Genomic DNA, 13,618 nt, shown 5'->3' on the forward strand with positions numbered 1-13,618 from the left:
AGCGCTTTTCGGCGCCCAGTGGAATCGCCGAGATCGAGTTTTCTGCCACCAGATGCGACAACGCCCGCACGAGGCGGGCGCTATCGGTTCGTCCGGTGAAGGGCTGAATGATATCAGCCCTGATACTGGCCGGCGGCAACGCGCGGGATGTCCGAGCGATCGAGGCCGATATCGGCCAGTTCGCGATCGCTGAGCTGGGACAGCTCGGCAACATTGCGCTGATAATCCCGGAAAGCCTGGATCATGCGGATGAGCGAGAGCAGCATTGGTAGTCTCCTGTAGTTCGATTCAGCCCTTGCCCGGGCCTCATCGTTGAAATGAATATAGGAGGGAGTGGTGCAGTGCGAAAGTTCCGATGTTGCGATGCAGCTAGGCGAAGAATGCATAGCACTGGTAACCGGCGATTAACCCGACGGCATTCCCGCCCAGGCCGCGGGCAAGACAAGCAATTTGGTGCCATAAATTCCCGCGAATTCACGGGGGTTATTGCGGATCATGCAGTTTAATACATGATGGAATTCCTCGTACCTGCAAGGAGTTCAACAGCGTCTGGACCCAAGTTAGATATGCACGAATCGCATGCACGACATTGGCATAAAAATGAATATTAATTCATAAAAAGAGCTGCCGATTCGCTTCGGAAATTGGCTGAACGGCAAAACGAAGGTTTAAGGCGCGCGGGCGAGCTGGGTGGCGAAATAGGCGACGGTCTTGGAATAGACCTCGCTCTTGTTCCACTGCTGGAGCACCGCGAAGTTCGGACCGCCCGGCTGCCAATCCTTACCGCGCTGCCAGCCATAGCCGGCGAGATAATTGGCGGTGGAGGCGAGCACATCGGGCGCGTTGTGCAGGAGATCGCGCTTGCCGTTGCCGTCGAAATCGACCGCGTACTTCATCCAGGATGACGGCATGAACTGGGTTTGGCCGAGCTCGCCGGCCCAGGCGCCCTTCATGTCGGCGGGTGCGAGATCGCCGCGCTGGACGATGCGCAATGCATCCATCAGCTCGCCGCGAAACTGCTCGGCGCGCCGGCAGTCATAGGCCAGTGTCGCCAGCGAACGGATGGTGGCGAACTTGCCAGTGTTGACGCCGAAATCGGTCTCGAGCCCCCAGATCGCGACCAGCACCTCGCCGGGCACGCCATAGGCCTGCTCGATGCGCGACAGCACCGAGCCGTATTGCTTCATCATGTTGGAGCCGCGCTGCAGGCGCGGTGGCACCATGCGGCCGGAAAACTCCTCGAAGGTCTGGGTGAAGACTTTTTGCGATCGATCGCGGTTGAGCACGCCCTGATCGAGCGTCACACCGGCGAGCCCCGATGCAATGGCCTGTTGCGAGATGCCTTTGGCCGCAGCGTCGGTTTTGAAGTCCGCAAGCCAGGCGTCGAAATTGCCCGAGCCGCAGGCAACAGCGGCGAGCGCTGGCTGGACTGACAGGATGGACGCGGAGAGGGCGAGGGCTGCAAGAGCGAGACGAGAAATCGTCGTGGTCATCAGATGAAATGGATTCCGTGAAGTGATCTGACTGGCGCGCGCAATCTCGGTTGTAACCGCGGCCAAAGCAAGGCTGTGACAGCGCGACCCTGCCCGAGCCGGGCAGGATCGCACGTCACGATATCGTCAGGCGTCCGTGTTGTTCCTCCAGGGGAAGAGGTTGGCGGGGAAGTCGGCGGCCGGCTTGCGCGGACGATGCGGCGGAGGCGGCACTGGACGTGCATCTGGATCGGACACGATCACCTTGCGGTAGAGGTGCCAGGTGGCATGGCCGAGCAGGGGGATCACCACGGCGAGGCCAAGGAACGCCGGGATCGTGCCGAGCGCCAGCAGCACCGCCACGATCAGGCCCCAGGCCGCCATCGGCGCCGGGTTCTTTGCGACGACGCGCAGCGAGGTGACCATCGCCTCGAATGCACCGGCATGACGGTCCAGCATCAAGGGGAACGACACGGCGCTGATGCAGAGCGCGGCGAGCGCGAACAGGAAGCCGGTGCCGCAGCCGACCACGATAAGCCACCAGCCCTGCTGCGTCGTCAGCACGCGCGTGATGAAATCCGAGATACCGGTCACGCCCTCATAGCCGAACGCCGCAACATAGATCGCTTGTGCGGTCGCGACCCAGGTTACGAACAGAGCGAGCAGCAGCGTGCCGAGGCCGAGCATCGCACCGAAGGAGGGCGAGCGGAGCACCTCCATGGCATCCCAGGCGGTGGCCTCTTCATGGCGTTCGCGCCGGCTGGAAAGCTCGTAGAGACCGAGCGCGGCGAAGGGCCCGATCAACGCGAAGCCGGCGGCCAGCGGAAACAGCAGCGGCAGCACCGAATAGCCCATCACCACGCGGGCGAGCACGAGGCCGAGCACCGGATAGATCACGCAGAGGATGATCGCGTGGCTCGGAACGGCCTTGAAGTCCTCCCAGCCGCGCTTCAGCGCGTCGTGCAGGTCGGACAGTTGGATGGTTCGGATCACCGGCCCGGCCGCTTCCGCGGTCCGGGCCATGCTGGGGACATTGCCCTGGTAGAGTGTGGCCATGGTCGGTTGCTCCCTTGCCATGCGGTCGATCTCGCGCCGGCAACGGCGCAAGTGGTCGCCTTCTTTGAACGATCGCGATTCCGACCAGACGCGAATTCCGGATGGCATCGCGAGCTGAACCGCAAGCGTACTCCCAATTCCGAGTCCTGTCCCTCGCGCCTGGGCGAATTTCGATGACGCAGTGCAAACCTCGCCGATGTCATTCGGTCGTCATTTCGCCGCAGATAAGCTGATGCTGCGTGCTGCTTCGCAGAACTTCGCGGGCGTAACGCACGAACATCGTCTATAGTGCCACTCAAGGCCCTTCCAACGGATCCTTTTCGGGGAGCAGACATGAGCATTTTCGGGAAAATCATGAGCGCGATCTTCGGCAGCCAGCCGGCTGCTGTCGCGCCTGGCGGCAGCGCGCCCGCAGGGGCCGCACCGGGCACATCGGCGCCGGCTGCCGCGCCCATGGCAGCCGTCGACGTCGCCGCGATCGTCGACAAGGCGGTGGCCGCGCACAAGGGCGAGAAGCTGGAATGGCGCACCTCCATCGTCGATCTCATGAAGGCGCTCGACATCGATTCCAGCCTTGCGGCGCGCAAGGATCTCGCCAAGGAGCTGGGCTACACCGGCGATATGAACGACTCGGCGAGCATGAACGTCTGGCTGCACAAGCAGGTGATGTCCAAGCTCGCCGCCAATGGCGGTAAGCTGCCGCCGGAGATCAAGCACTGACCGATCGCTCGGTCGTAGCGCAAGGGCCCGCGATCTCGCGGGCCCTTTTGCGTTCAGGCGAGGAGATCCGCATCTTCCGGATGCCTGTCGAGATAGTCGACGACGAAGCCACAGCCGGCGATCACCTTCTTGCCGTCGCGGCGGATCAAGTCCAGCGCGCCCTTGACCAGTTCGGACCCGATACCGCGGCCGCGCAGGGCGCGCGGCGTTTCGGTATGGGTGATGATCACGGCCGACGGCGTCAGCCGGTAATTGGCGAAGGCGATGCCGCCGCCGACATCGAGCTCGAAGCGGCTCCTGTCCTTGTTGTCGCGTACCGAAGCCGCCATGCGGGCCCCTTCCAAAGTGCAGATTGCGTCCTGATCTAGGAGGCTGAGCCCGCCCTTGCCAAGGTGAGACCAAGGGAGATTGCCGCAGGGGAGATATCTGCAAACGCGCGTCCTTGCGGCCGCAGTGCAGTATGGAAGTCTCGCTGTGCGAGCATGATGCAGCGAGTGCAAATAATCCTCGGTATTGCCCTTGCAAGCCCCACGGCGGTTCCCACGTCCTTGAGAGGACATACGCCCGAATGCGGCCGGCAGGGTCGCTAGACATTCGGAGTGTCATGATTGCCAGCCGCAGACGTATGCCTCTTGTAGGAGGGTACGATGTCGGATTTTGGTTTCTTGGGTACTCATCGAACATGGGAAGATTGGTGCGGGATGCTGCTCGGCGCGCTGATCGTGGCTTCGCCGTGGTTTCCCATCCAGGATCAGCCGGTCACCGGACACGAAACGATGATCCTGAATGCCGTCGCGGTCGGTCTGGTCGTGTTTGGCATCAGCCAGCTCGAATATGTTGCCTTGCAGCGCTGGCAAGAGGTGACGACGATCCTGGTCGGGCTGTGGCTCATCGCCTCGCCTTACGTGATCGGCTATTCCGGTGAAGGCTTTCTCCGCATCTACCACACGAGCCTCGGTGCGGTGGTGGTGCTGCTCGGCGTACTGCAGTTGTGGCAGGACTGGGATCTGAATGACCAGGACATGCTCAGGCACGGACAATAGGCCGTAGATATCGGCAGGCCCGCCGGCCGCGGGCCTGTGTCCTTAGCTCGTGACGAGATCTGAGTAGTCCGGACGCCGCTCGATCCACGAGGGCAGTTCGGTTCAATCGGCGGCTTTGGCGAGCCTGGAATCTTCGGGCTGCGGCTGCGGGCCGAGGCAACCCTGACAGATGACCAGGGAGCGATTGACCCTGGCGTCCTGCTCGGCGTCGGTGCCGTCCTGCGCCTGCCGCCATTCCTTCGAAGAGGGCTGAAGTTCGGCGTGCGATCGGTCGTGCTCGGATCGGGCTGCGGTGCGCGCAGGTCCGGACGCTGCGTGCGGCCGGTTGGGATCTTCGCCGGCGCCATCCCAGGCATAGCGCGCGGGCTTGAAGGCGGGATCTGAGGCCAGATGCGCTTGCGGGGCCACGGCACATCCGGCAAGCGCCAGCGTAAGCAGGAGGACGGCGGGCGCTTTGACCATGATGTGACACTCTGAACGCAAGAACTGAGCGAGGTTGCGCCGGTCATGTTTAAAATTCCCTGAACGATTGCGTCCGCGCCGGCGACAGAGGCGTATGCGCTATCTGATCCTCCTGCTCGCCCTCTTCGCCTCCGCCGCGCGCGCCGAAGACGCAAGACCCTTCAATCCGTCCGACTATCCGCCCGGCGTGCAGAACGCGCTGCGCTACGCCAATGAGGAATGCGACAGCCAGGACGGTGGCACCGTGACCTTCGCGCCGGACACTGTGCGCAAGATCGACCTGACCGGCGACGGCCGTGACGACTACATCGTCGATTTCAGCGGCACCAAATGCGGCGAGCGCGAGACCATCTATTGCGGAACCGGCGGCTGCACCATGAACATCCTGGTGGCGTTGCCGGGTGGGGATGTGCGTCTCGTCTTCGACGGTCGCGCCCGCAGCTACGGGATCAAGCCGAAATCGACCAGTCACGGCGCTTCGCGCGTCATCCGCTTCGATCTGCATGGCAGCTATTGCGGCGGCTTTGGTGCGCAGACCTGCGTCAAGGAGAGGGCCATCACGACGAAGCCGTTTGCCTTCAGGGAGCCGTAGGGCAGGTACGCGGCCGGCGGCCTTGCGGGAGCGCGTTCGGTCGCGATAAATGGACTGCAATGAGCGGGTGGCTCGCGTGCCTTCCGCCGTCGAAGAGGAAACCCGATGCAGCCCCTGCGCATGTCCCGCCGCGTCATGAATCTCGCTTACATGCTGACCCAGAATGCGCGGCGGCATGGATCGCGAGCTGGCTTTGTCTGGGGTGACAAGTCCTGGACCTGGCGCGAGATCGATGCACAGGTCTCGGCGCTGGCGGCCGCGCTCGCCGCACGCGGCATCGCGAAGGGCGACCGCATCCTCGTCCATTCCAAGAATGGCGACGAGATGTTCTTTTCGATGTTCGCCGCGTTCCGGCTCGGTGCGGTCTGGGTGCCCACCAATTTTCGCCTGATGCCGGATGAGGTCAGCTATCTTGCGCAGGCCTCCGGTGCCAAGGCGTTTCTGTGCCATATCGATTTTCCCGAGCACGCTGCGGCCGTGAGCGGCGGTGCGCTGGAATTCACCTGGAGCATCGAAGGCAAGGCCGCGTTCGGCGAGCGCTCGGTGGCTGACGCGATCGTCTCGCAAGCCGGCGCTGCCGTGGAGAACGTCGCGGTCGAGCACGACGATCCCTGCTGGTTCTTCTTCACCTCCGGCACCACCGGCCGCTCCAAGGCGGCCGTGCTGACCCACGGCCAGATGGGATTCGTCGTCACCAATCATCTCGCCGATCTGACGCCCGGCACGACGGAGCAGGATGCCTCGCTGGTGGTGGCGCCGCTGTCGCACGGTGCCGGCGTGCATCAGCTGATGCAGACCGCGCGCGGTGCACGCACCGTGCTGCTGCCGACCGAAAAATTCGACATCAACGAGGCGTTCCGCCTGATCGAGGCGCATCGCGTCAGCAATCTCTTCACGGTGCCGACCATCCTGAAGATGATGGTCGAGCATCCCGCCGCCGACAAATACGATCATTCCTCGCTGCGCCAGGTCATCTATGCCGGCGCGCCGATGTATCGCGAGGACCAGAAGGCGGCGCTGAAGAAGCTCGGCAAGGTGATCGTGCAGTATTTTGGCCTTGGTGAGGTCACTGGCAACATCACGGTGCTGCCGGCCGCGCTGCACGATCCCGAGGACGGCCCGCATGCGAAGATCGGCACCTGCGGTTTCGAGCGCACCGGCATGCAGGTCTCGATTCAGGACAACGACGGCCGCGAGCTTGCCGCCAACCAGAGCGGCGAGATCTGCGTGATCGGACCCGCGGTGTTTGCCGGCTACTACGATAATCCTGAAGCAAATGCGAAGGCGTTCCGCAACGGCTGGTTCCGCACCGGCGATCTCGGTCACATGGACGAGGAGGGTTTTGTCTACATCACGGGACGGGCCTCCGACATGTACATCTCCGGCGGCTCCAACATCTATCCGCGCGAGATCGAGGAGAAGATCTTGACGCATCCGGCCGTCGGCGAGGTTGCCGTGCTCGGCGTACCCGATGCGACCTGGGGTGAGGTCGGCGTTGCCGTCTGCGTCGCGCGCGAGGGCGCGACGCCTGTGAGTGAAGCGGAGATGGCGGCGTTCCTCGCGCCGAAGGTGCCGCGCTACAAGATGCCGAAGCGCTTCTTCTTCTGGGAGGCGCTGCCGAAATCCGGCTACGGCAAGGTGCCGAAGCGCATGGTGCGTGATGAGCTCGAGGCGCGAGGCCTGCTCGATCTCGACAAGACGAAGGCAGGCTGAGCGGGCGTCATGCGCAGCATCAAGCAGCCGGGCGCACCTGGCGCAGAACGTATCCAATGGGTGGAGGCGAGGGGACGCGCCTTCGCGTTCACGCTTGAAGCCGGCCTGCCGCTGCTGGAAGCAGCGCGCCGCGGTTTTGCCGCGGAGGGTTTTGCCGGCGGCGTGCTCAATTTTGGCGCTGGCGCGCTCGGGCCGTTCGGCTATGTGATGCCGGCGCTGTCGAAGACTGGCGAGAACGCTGCGTTCTACAGCGATACGTTCCGGCCCAAGGGCGTGACGCGCACGAAGCTCGGCAGCATGACGCTGGGCATGCGCGACGGCGCGCCGTTCTTTCATTGCCACGGGCTGTGGACGGAGGCCGATGGCCGCGCCGGCGGCGGCCACATGCTGCCGGACGAGACTGTTGTCGCCGAGCCGTTCGCCGTCGAAGCGTTCGGTCTGGATGGTGCGATGTTCACGGCCGAGCCTGATCCGGAGACCAATTTCAAGCTGTTCGGGCCTGTGGCGGCTGCGAGCACCGGTGCGCAGGCCACGAGCCGAGCGTTTGCGATGCGGCTGCGGCCGAACCAGGATTTTGCGGGTTGCCTCGAAGCATTCTGTCGCGCACACGGCATTGCCCGCGCCAAGCTCCACGGCGGCGTCGGCTCGACCATCGGCGCGCGCTTCACCCATGGCGGCGTAACCGAGCCGTTCGCCACTGAGCTGGCAATAACGTGCGGCGCGATCGAGGCCGGTTCGTCCGGCGCGCTCGAAGCCGCACTCGACGTCGCCCTGATTGACTACACCGGCGGCCTTGCCGAGGGGCGTCTGGTCCGCGGCGACAATCCCGTGCTGATGACCATGGAGCTGGTGCTGGTGCCCATGGGCTAATCCTTGTGCTGATGCTTTGGCTGATCCGTGGGCTAAGGCACGACCGAAGCTTGCGACCTTCGGCAGATGCCACTTCCATGCAGTTGTCGTTCCTGATATGTTCCTTCGGAGATTTCGGCGGGGACGGAGCGGGGCAGGGGCATGAGCCGGACACGACGTCGACAGACCACACTGCGCGCGCCCTATCTCAGGCGTGTCTGGCTCGATCGCTCGCGGGTCGAGGACTGGGAGGCTTATCCGTTCTGCCTTCCCGTCTTCAGGGATGAGTTCGATCACAGCTTCGAGTCCGCGGTCACGATCATCGTCGGCGAGAACGGAACCGGGAAATCGACCATTCTCGAAGGCATCGCGGGGATGGCTGGCTTTGCCAGCACCGGCGGCCGCAAGGGCTTTCAGGAGATCGACGGCGGCGGCATCGAAATCACTGGCGAAGAGCTGTCGTCTGCCTTGCGGGCCGCGTGGGTCCCGAAGGTGACCGACGGCTGGTTCTTCCGCGCGGAGACATTCTTTTCGGTTGCCCGCTATCTCGACCGCTCGGCCGTGAGCGCCGCGCAAGCCATGGAAGGCGTGTTTGGTGCGAGCGTCCAGGAAGCTCCGGACTATCTCTCCTTTTCCCATGGCGAGGGCTTTCTGGTCTTCTTCGAGGAGCGCTGCCAGAAGCAGGGCATCTACATCTTCGATGAGCCGGAATCGGCACTGTCGCCGGCGCGGCAGATGGACTTCCTCAAGCTCCTGCATCGCATGGATATCTCCGGCAATTGCCAGGTGATCATGGCAACCCACGCGCCTCTGCTGATGGCCTATCCCAACGCGCAGCTGCTGCGGCTGGGAAAATATGGACTTGAGCCTGTTACGGTGGAGCAGACCGATCATTATCGGGTCATGCGTGAATTTTGCGACGATCCGCGCGGGTTCGTGGAGGCGACGCTGGGGGAGTGATTGGGGATGTGGCAGACACCCGCTCTCTCCGTCGTCATTGCGAGGAGCTCTTGCGACGAAGCAATCCAGAGTCTTTCCACGGTGGCAGACGGGATTGCTTCGCGGAGCCTGTCATCGGGCCGCGCTTCGCGCGGACCCGTTGGCTCGCAATGACGGAGTGTAAGGCAACAGCGCACCTACTCTCGTGTCCCGGACAAGCTGCAACGCGTGAGCGTTGCGGCGCAGAGCCGGGTCCCAGGAGGCCGCGCGGTGCGCTGCTGCATGGGCCCCGGCTCTGCAGCGCATCGCCGAAGAGGCGCCGCGCTGCGTCCGGGGCACGAGAGCGGAATTCATCTGTTCGAATCTAAATCGCACACACGGTTTCCCGTTCTCGCGGCACATCTGCCCGAGCTTTGCTTCAATCATCGCCCTCGAAGATGCCGAGGGCGCAGGGAAGGCCGGGCGCCGGCTGGCACCCGCGGTCCGCTGTGCGCAAATGCGCTGGAAACAAATGCACAGCGGCATACAGGGCAGCCTGGACATCCCGGCCTTCCCTGCGCAGTGGTTTTACGGCTTATGTCGTGATCTCCCCGGGGAGCGATGCACTATTGCCCCCGTCGCCTTGCGGATGGCTGATGTTGCGGGCCCGGTCGGGCCGCATGCATCACCGCAACACTTGGCGCACAGACCCCGGGCGCCAGGACCACACGATTTTGCCGTACGCAGGCTGCACCCGTCGTGTGCGCGCGGCGTTCGCTCACGGAGTGACCCGCCCTGCAAACCACCTCCGCGCGGTGCCGCCCGCGTCCACCACATCCCATCCCGCGTTCGTGACGATCGCGATCCGCCCCTCGGCCCGGGTTGGGGTGACCGAAACATGCGATAATTCCGAATTCGAGTAAAGCGAATTGTTTTGATTTGGACGCATTGACCCTGGCCTCGTGTGTTTTGCCCGTCGGGCAACGCAAGGGATGGTGTGGATACGGGCACCGACGCTTGCCACAGCCGCGCCACGAACAGGTCTCCCCATGGTCCAAATATGCGCTACGATGACCTCAGCGCGCCTCAAGTCGCGCAGATTGATGAATGAGGAAACGGTATGAGGATGACGATGGGAACGGCGATCGCCGGGGTGGCGGCGCTGGCGGTGGTGGGGATGGCTCTGACGGCGGCTTTTGAGCCGGTCTGGGCCCATGGGCCGACCCGGCAGAAGGTGCGGGAATCGATCGAGATCAGCGCGCCGCCGGCCAAGGTCTGGGCCGCAATCGGCAATTTCCAGGACATGAACTGGCTCCCGCCGGTCACCAAGACCGAGGGCCAGAAGGGCAACGAGATCGGCGCGACGCGGACGCTGACCCTGACGGGCGGACCGACGGTCGAGGAGGAGCTCTACAAATACGAGCCCGAGATGCTGAGCTATTCGTACCGGATCACCAAGGTTGACGTGAAGGTGCTGCCGGTGACCAATTATTCCTCGACCTTGACGGTGTCGCCCGCGCCTGATGGCAAAGCGAAGCTGGAATGGGCCGGCGCGTTCTATCGTGGTTACCCCAACAACGATCCGCCACCGGAGCTGAGCGACGAGGCCGCGGTGAAGGCGGTGAGCGGGCTGTACAAGGCCGGGCTCGAGGCGCTCAAGAAGAAGATCGAGAGCGGTAGCTGATCGTGCGAGCGCTGGTCCTGGCGGCCTTGGCCGCCAGCCTTTGCGCTGCCAGTCTCGGTATAGCGGGGCCTGGCAGCGCGTCCGCCGAAGAGGCGTTCGTCACTAACCAGCTCAGTGACGATCTGATGGTCGTGGACCTCGCCACTGCGCGCAGCGTTGCGACCATCCCGATCGGCGGCAAGCCGGCGGGCGTCGCCGTCAGCGCGGACGGGCGCTTTGCCTATGTGACGAGCCCCGACGCCAAGGCGGTGACGGTGGTGGACGCGGCCGCGCGGCAGATTGTGGGGCGGATCGAGGTCGGCGGCGGGCCGCTCGGCATTGCCGTCGCGCCCGATGGTAAGACGGTTTATGTCGCCGACTGGTATGCCGCCGCGGTGCGGGCGATCGATACGGCCTCGCGCAGCGTCACGGCCAGCATCGCCGTCGGCGCCTCGCCATCGGGCCTTGCAGTAACGCCGGATGGCAAGCTGCTGCTCTCGGCCGACCGCGACGACGACAGCGTCTCGGTGGTGGACACCGCGACACGGCAGCGCAAGGCGACGATCAAGGTCGGCACCCGTCCGTTCGGCGTCACCATCGACGCTGACGGCAAGCGCGCCTACACCGCCAATGTCGGCTCCGACGATGTCTCCGTGATCGACATCGCCGAAGGCCGCGAGATCGGCCGCGTGCCCGTCGGGATGCGGCCCTATGCGGTGGCGCTGACGCTGGGGCGCGGCTTCGTCACCGACCAGTATGGCGGCACCGTCAGCGTGTTCGATCTGGCGACGCTTAAGCCGATCAAGCGCATCAATGTCGGCGATTATCCCGAAGGCATCGCCGCCACCGCCGACGGCAAGCGCATCATCGTCGCGTGCTGGGAGAGCAACGTGCTCGATATCATCGATGCCACTGATCTGAAAGTCATCGGCGAGGTCAAGACCGGCGACGGCCCACGGGCGTTCGGGGCGTTCTTGCGGAGGACGGAGTAGGGGATTGCGTAGGGGCGGTTAGCCGGACCACGCGCGAGATGTGGAAGGCGTAACCCACCAAGCCGCGAGCAACGGAGGATCGGAAGACGCACAGCGGTGGGTTACGCGAGCAGATGCGCTACGCATCTGCAGGGCTAACCCACCCTACGATTCCGCGATCTCGGCACAACACATCCGCAATCTCGTCCATCCGTTCGAACGTGTAATCCGGCTTCAGCGCCCGCAGCGCCGCCGGCGCCGCATAGCCCCAGTACACCGCGCCGCAGGCAATGCCGACGGTGCGCGCCGCCTCGATGTCGCGGACCTCGTCGCCGATCGCGATGACCTGGCTCGGCTCGACGCCGGCGCGGCGGATGACTCGACGGAATTTCGCGGGCTTGCCGAACAGCGAGGCCGCGCAGTCGAAATGCGAAAACAGCGCGGCGGCCTCGCCAAGCTTCTCGCGCGCATTGGCCTCGCTGTCGGATGTCACCAGCGCGAGCTGCACGCCGTTGTCCGCCAGCGCCCGCAGCATGGTCTCGACGCCCGCAAACAGCGCAATCTCGCTAGCTGCCTCCGCCTTCAACCGCCGCGCATGCCGCGCGATCGCCGGCAGCTTCCACACGGGCACTTCGAGCCGGGAGAGGATCTCGCGGCTCGACGCATGCCGCAGCTCTTCGATGTCTTCATCCGCGACACGGCGAAAGCCGAAGCGATCGGCGACGTCGTTGATGGTGCGCAGGAACCACGAAAAGCTGTCGGCCAGGGTGCCGTCGAGGTCGAAGATGGCGAGGGAGTAGGGCATTGTGGGTTCTGGAGTTCGCTGACAGGCAAGATGTGACGTGCTATCATTCGGCAAAATTTCGAGGACAGCCATGCGGCACGAGCGAATTGAAATCAACCCGGCGGTCATGGACGGCAAGCCCGTGATCCGCGGGACGCGTGTGCCGGTCGAACTGGTGTTGCGCGAGCTGGGTGCGGGTATGACCACTGAGGCCATCATCGCGGAGCACCCGCGGCTTACGCCTGATGATATCCGGGCGGCCCAGGCGTTCGCAGCCGACTATTTGGCTGACGAAGACATCATTTATCGCTGAACCGTGCTCGGCTCGCGGACGAGTGCGTCACGGTCTCTCTGGTTCGAGAACTGCGCGGCGCCGGTCACGACGTGCTTTGCGTCGCCGAATTTGCTGCCAGTCTGAGCGACGTGGAGGTCATCGTGCTGGCGTCGCGGGAAGGGCGTCTTCTCCTCACAGCTGACAAAGATTTCGGCGAGCTTGTCTTTCGTCGCGGCCAAGCCGTTCCAGGTCTTATCCTGTTGCGCATCGATCCGGAGAATGGGCCGCTGGTACGGAAGCGGCTGCTGGAGGCCGTCGACAAGTTCGGCCAAGGGCTCTTCGGCCGCTATGTCGTGATTGATGAGGTTCGTTTTCGATCCCGTGAGTCACCGCAATTTGCGGACATGAACATTGATATCGATATCGATGTTGCTGACGCAAGTCTGAGTGGTCCGATGTGAGCCGCCCTCGTGCCAATGGCCGTCGCGCGCTCGAGCACCGCTGACATTGGCCAGCTTCAGGCAGCGCCATTGCGGCAGCGGCCCGCTGCTTTCGCCAGAAAACTGCCAAGCCAGCACAGTTTCTTCACCGCGTTTGTTGGTGCCGATGATATGCGGACAGAGCTCGCGGTATCGCCCCTCGTAGACGCAGGTCACCTGCCGTTCCGCAAGGATGGCGTTGCGGAAGAGCGTGTAGGTTTGGTTAGGCATCGCTCCCTCCAGATCGATCATCTGGTCTTGTCGAATACTTAAATTTAGAGGTAGGGGATTGGAAGGGAAGCCATGCCGATCGATGACATCCAGCTCAGCAAGTTTCTGAGCCTCGTCCTGCGCCATAAGCCTGATGTGATCGGGCTTGTGCTGGATTCGCAGGGATAGGCCGGTATCGACGACCCAATCGTCAAGGCGAATGCCGCTGGCACGAAGTTTGGCCGTGAGGATCTGCTGCGCATCGTCGCAGAGAGCGACAAAAAGCGATTTTCTCTGTCACCAGATGCCGACCGCATTCATGCTGCGCAAGGGCATTCGGTTTCGGTTGAACTGGGCTTGGCCCACCAGAGTACTTGGTGCCGGTTACGAACGAATAACGCGAAGAGGTAGC

The 13,618-nt window shown here is 63.7% G+C and carries 17 protein-coding genes and 1 pseudogene; 11 read left to right on the top strand and 7 right to left on the bottom strand.

Annotation, left to right across the window (positions count from 1 at the left end; translation table 11 throughout):
- Nucleotides 1-113: 113 nt before the first annotated feature.
- The 3 genes from AAE027_RS05495 to AAE027_RS05505 form a co-directional block, all read right to left on the bottom strand.
- Nucleotides 114-266 (bottom strand): DUF1127 domain-containing protein, encoded by a 153-nt coding sequence (locus tag AAE027_RS05495; protein ID WP_007590701.1) that lies wholly within the window; start codon nt 264-266, stop codon nt 114-116.
- Between the two features lie 402 nt (nt 267-668).
- Complete coding sequence (locus tag AAE027_RS05500; RefSeq protein WP_091885472.1) at nt 669-1,493, bottom strand: lytic murein transglycosylase; 825 nt, start codon at nt 1,491-1,493, stop codon at nt 669-671.
- 126 nt (nt 1,494-1,619) lie between these two features.
- Complete coding sequence (locus AAE027_RS05505; RefSeq protein WP_370987222.1) at nt 1,620-2,528, bottom strand: DUF2189 domain-containing protein; 909 nt, start codon at nt 2,526-2,528, stop codon at nt 1,620-1,622.
- 333 nt (nt 2,529-2,861) lie between these two features.
- On the opposite strand from AAE027_RS05505, the gene AAE027_RS05510 reads away from it, so the two are divergent.
- Nucleotides 2,862-3,248: a DUF3597 domain-containing protein gene (locus AAE027_RS05510; RefSeq protein ID WP_176945500.1), complete on the top strand. Its 387-nt coding sequence runs from the start codon at nt 2,862-2,864 to the stop codon at nt 3,246-3,248.
- Nucleotides 3,249-3,301: 53 nt separating this feature from the next.
- On the opposite strand, the gene AAE027_RS05515 is transcribed toward AAE027_RS05510, so the two are convergent.
- The gene (locus AAE027_RS05515; RefSeq protein WP_128933623.1) at nt 3,302-3,577 is read right to left on the bottom strand and encodes a GNAT family N-acetyltransferase; all 276 of its coding nucleotides are present in this window, start codon (nt 3,575-3,577) and stop codon (nt 3,302-3,304) included.
- 318 nt (nt 3,578-3,895) lie between these two features.
- Between AAE027_RS05515 and AAE027_RS05520 the strand changes: the two genes are divergently transcribed.
- The gene (locus AAE027_RS05520) at nt 3,896-4,291 is read left to right on the top strand and encodes an SPW repeat domain-containing protein (protein ID WP_128933624.1); all 396 of its coding nucleotides are present in this window, start codon (nt 3,896-3,898) and stop codon (nt 4,289-4,291) included.
- A gap of 102 nt (nt 4,292-4,393) precedes the next feature.
- On the opposite strand, the gene AAE027_RS05525 is transcribed toward AAE027_RS05520, so the two are convergent.
- Nucleotides 4,394-4,753 (bottom strand): hypothetical protein, encoded by a 360-nt coding sequence (locus tag AAE027_RS05525; RefSeq protein ID WP_370987223.1) that lies wholly within the window; start codon nt 4,751-4,753, stop codon nt 4,394-4,396.
- A gap of 94 nt (nt 4,754-4,847) precedes the next feature.
- Here AAE027_RS05525 and AAE027_RS05530 point away from each other — a divergent pair, with 94 nt between their 5' ends.
- From AAE027_RS05530 to AAE027_RS05555, 6 genes are all read left to right on the top strand, one after another.
- On the top strand, nt 4,848-5,345 hold the full coding sequence (locus tag AAE027_RS05530) for a hypothetical protein (RefSeq protein ID WP_370987224.1): 498 nt from the start codon (nt 4,848-4,850) through the stop codon (nt 5,343-5,345).
- Between the two features lie 105 nt (nt 5,346-5,450).
- Complete coding sequence (locus tag AAE027_RS05535; RefSeq protein ID WP_370987225.1) at nt 5,451-7,058, top strand: acyl-CoA synthetase; 1,608 nt, start codon at nt 5,451-5,453, stop codon at nt 7,056-7,058.
- Between the two features lie 9 nt (nt 7,059-7,067).
- Entirely contained in the window at nt 7,068-7,928 is an 861-nt protein-coding gene (locus AAE027_RS05540; RefSeq protein WP_370987226.1) for a PCC domain-containing protein, read from the top strand.
- Nucleotides 7,929-8,069: 141 nt separating this feature from the next.
- Nucleotides 8,070-8,867: an AAA family ATPase gene (locus AAE027_RS05545; protein WP_370987227.1), complete on the top strand. Its 798-nt coding sequence runs from the start codon at nt 8,070-8,072 to the stop codon at nt 8,865-8,867.
- A 1,078-nt stretch (nt 8,868-9,945) separates the two neighbouring features.
- Nucleotides 9,946-10,509, top strand: coding sequence for an SRPBCC family protein (locus AAE027_RS05550; protein ID WP_370987228.1), 564 nt, complete (start codon nt 9,946-9,948; stop codon nt 10,507-10,509).
- Nucleotides 10,510-10,511: 2 nt separating this feature from the next.
- Nucleotides 10,512-11,480 carry a YVTN family beta-propeller repeat protein gene (locus tag AAE027_RS05555; RefSeq protein WP_370987229.1) on the top strand — a complete coding sequence of 323 codons (969 nt, stop codon included), beginning with the start codon at nt 10,512-10,514 and terminating at the stop codon, nt 11,478-11,480.
- Between the two features lie 118 nt (nt 11,481-11,598).
- Here AAE027_RS05555 and AAE027_RS05560 read toward each other — a convergent pair whose 3' ends face one another.
- Complete coding sequence (locus tag AAE027_RS05560; protein ID WP_370987230.1) at nt 11,599-12,264, bottom strand: HAD family hydrolase; 666 nt, start codon at nt 12,262-12,264, stop codon at nt 11,599-11,601.
- 70 nt (nt 12,265-12,334) lie between these two features.
- Here AAE027_RS05560 and AAE027_RS05565 point away from each other — a divergent pair, with 70 nt between their 5' ends.
- Nucleotides 12,335-12,556 (top strand): DUF433 domain-containing protein, encoded by a 222-nt coding sequence (locus AAE027_RS05565; RefSeq protein ID WP_128941125.1) that lies wholly within the window; start codon nt 12,335-12,337, stop codon nt 12,554-12,556.
- A 71-nt stretch (nt 12,557-12,627) separates the two neighbouring features.
- Complete coding sequence (locus tag AAE027_RS05570) at nt 12,628-12,978, top strand: DUF5615 family PIN-like protein (RefSeq protein ID WP_370987231.1); 351 nt, start codon at nt 12,628-12,630, stop codon at nt 12,976-12,978.
- Here AAE027_RS05570 and AAE027_RS05575 read toward each other — a convergent pair.
- Nucleotides 12,904-13,353, bottom strand: a complete 450-nt coding sequence (locus tag AAE027_RS05575; protein WP_370987488.1) for a hypothetical protein — start codon at nt 13,351-13,353, stop codon at nt 12,904-12,906. The two genes, AAE027_RS05570 and AAE027_RS05575, sit on opposite strands and share 75 nt — an antisense overlap.
- Here AAE027_RS05575 and AAE027_RS05580 point away from each other — a divergent pair.
- Nucleotides 13,300-13,563: pseudogene (locus AAE027_RS05580) on the top strand (RNA 2'-phosphotransferase); the annotation flags it as partial. The gene AAE027_RS05575 and the pseudogene AAE027_RS05580 sit on opposite strands and share 54 nt — an antisense overlap.
- Nucleotides 13,564-13,618 lie beyond the last annotated feature (55 nt).

It is taken from the genome of Bradyrhizobium sp. DN3 (assembly GCF_041357655.1).
Lineage (GTDB): Bacteria > Pseudomonadota > Alphaproteobacteria > Rhizobiales > Xanthobacteraceae > Bradyrhizobium.

Bases quoted from the DNA above. Each gene is read 5' to 3' on its own strand.
- AAE027_RS05495 (WP_007590701.1), bottom strand. From the start codon at position 266: ATGCTGCTCTCGCTCATCCGCATGATCCAGGCTTTCCGGGATTATCAG.
- AAE027_RS05500 (WP_091885472.1), bottom strand. From the start codon at position 1,493: ATGACCACGACGATTTCTCGTCTCGCTCTTGCAGCCCTCGCCCTCTCC.
- AAE027_RS05505 (WP_370987222.1), bottom strand. From the start codon at position 2,528: ATGGCCACACTCTACCAGGGCAATGTCCCCAGCATGGCCCGGACCGCG.
- AAE027_RS05510 (WP_176945500.1), top strand. From the start codon at position 2,862: ATGAGCATTTTCGGGAAAATCATGAGCGCGATCTTCGGCAGCCAGCCG.
- AAE027_RS05515 (WP_128933623.1), bottom strand. From the start codon at position 3,577: ATGGCGGCTTCGGTACGCGACAACAAGGACAGGAGCCGCTTCGAGCTC.
- AAE027_RS05520 (WP_128933624.1), top strand. From the start codon at position 3,896: ATGTCGGATTTTGGTTTCTTGGGTACTCATCGAACATGGGAAGATTGG.
- AAE027_RS05525 (WP_370987223.1), bottom strand. From the start codon at position 4,753: ATGGTCAAAGCGCCCGCCGTCCTCCTGCTTACGCTGGCGCTTGCCGGA.
- AAE027_RS05530 (WP_370987224.1), top strand. From the start codon at position 4,848: ATGCGCTATCTGATCCTCCTGCTCGCCCTCTTCGCCTCCGCCGCGCGC.
- AAE027_RS05535 (WP_370987225.1), top strand. From the start codon at position 5,451: ATGCAGCCCCTGCGCATGTCCCGCCGCGTCATGAATCTCGCTTACATG.
- AAE027_RS05540 (WP_370987226.1), top strand. From the start codon at position 7,068: ATGCGCAGCATCAAGCAGCCGGGCGCACCTGGCGCAGAACGTATCCAA.
- AAE027_RS05545 (WP_370987227.1), top strand. From the start codon at position 8,070: ATGAGCCGGACACGACGTCGACAGACCACACTGCGCGCGCCCTATCTC.
- AAE027_RS05550 (WP_370987228.1), top strand. From the start codon at position 9,946: ATGAGGATGACGATGGGAACGGCGATCGCCGGGGTGGCGGCGCTGGCG.
- AAE027_RS05560 (WP_370987230.1), bottom strand. From the start codon at position 12,264: ATGCCCTACTCCCTCGCCATCTTCGACCTCGACGGCACCCTGGCCGAC.
- AAE027_RS05565 (WP_128941125.1), top strand. From the start codon at position 12,335: ATGCGGCACGAGCGAATTGAAATCAACCCGGCGGTCATGGACGGCAAG.
- AAE027_RS05575 (WP_370987488.1), bottom strand. From the start codon at position 13,353: ATGGCGCAGGACGAGGCTCAGAAACTTGCTGAGCTGGATGTCATCGAT.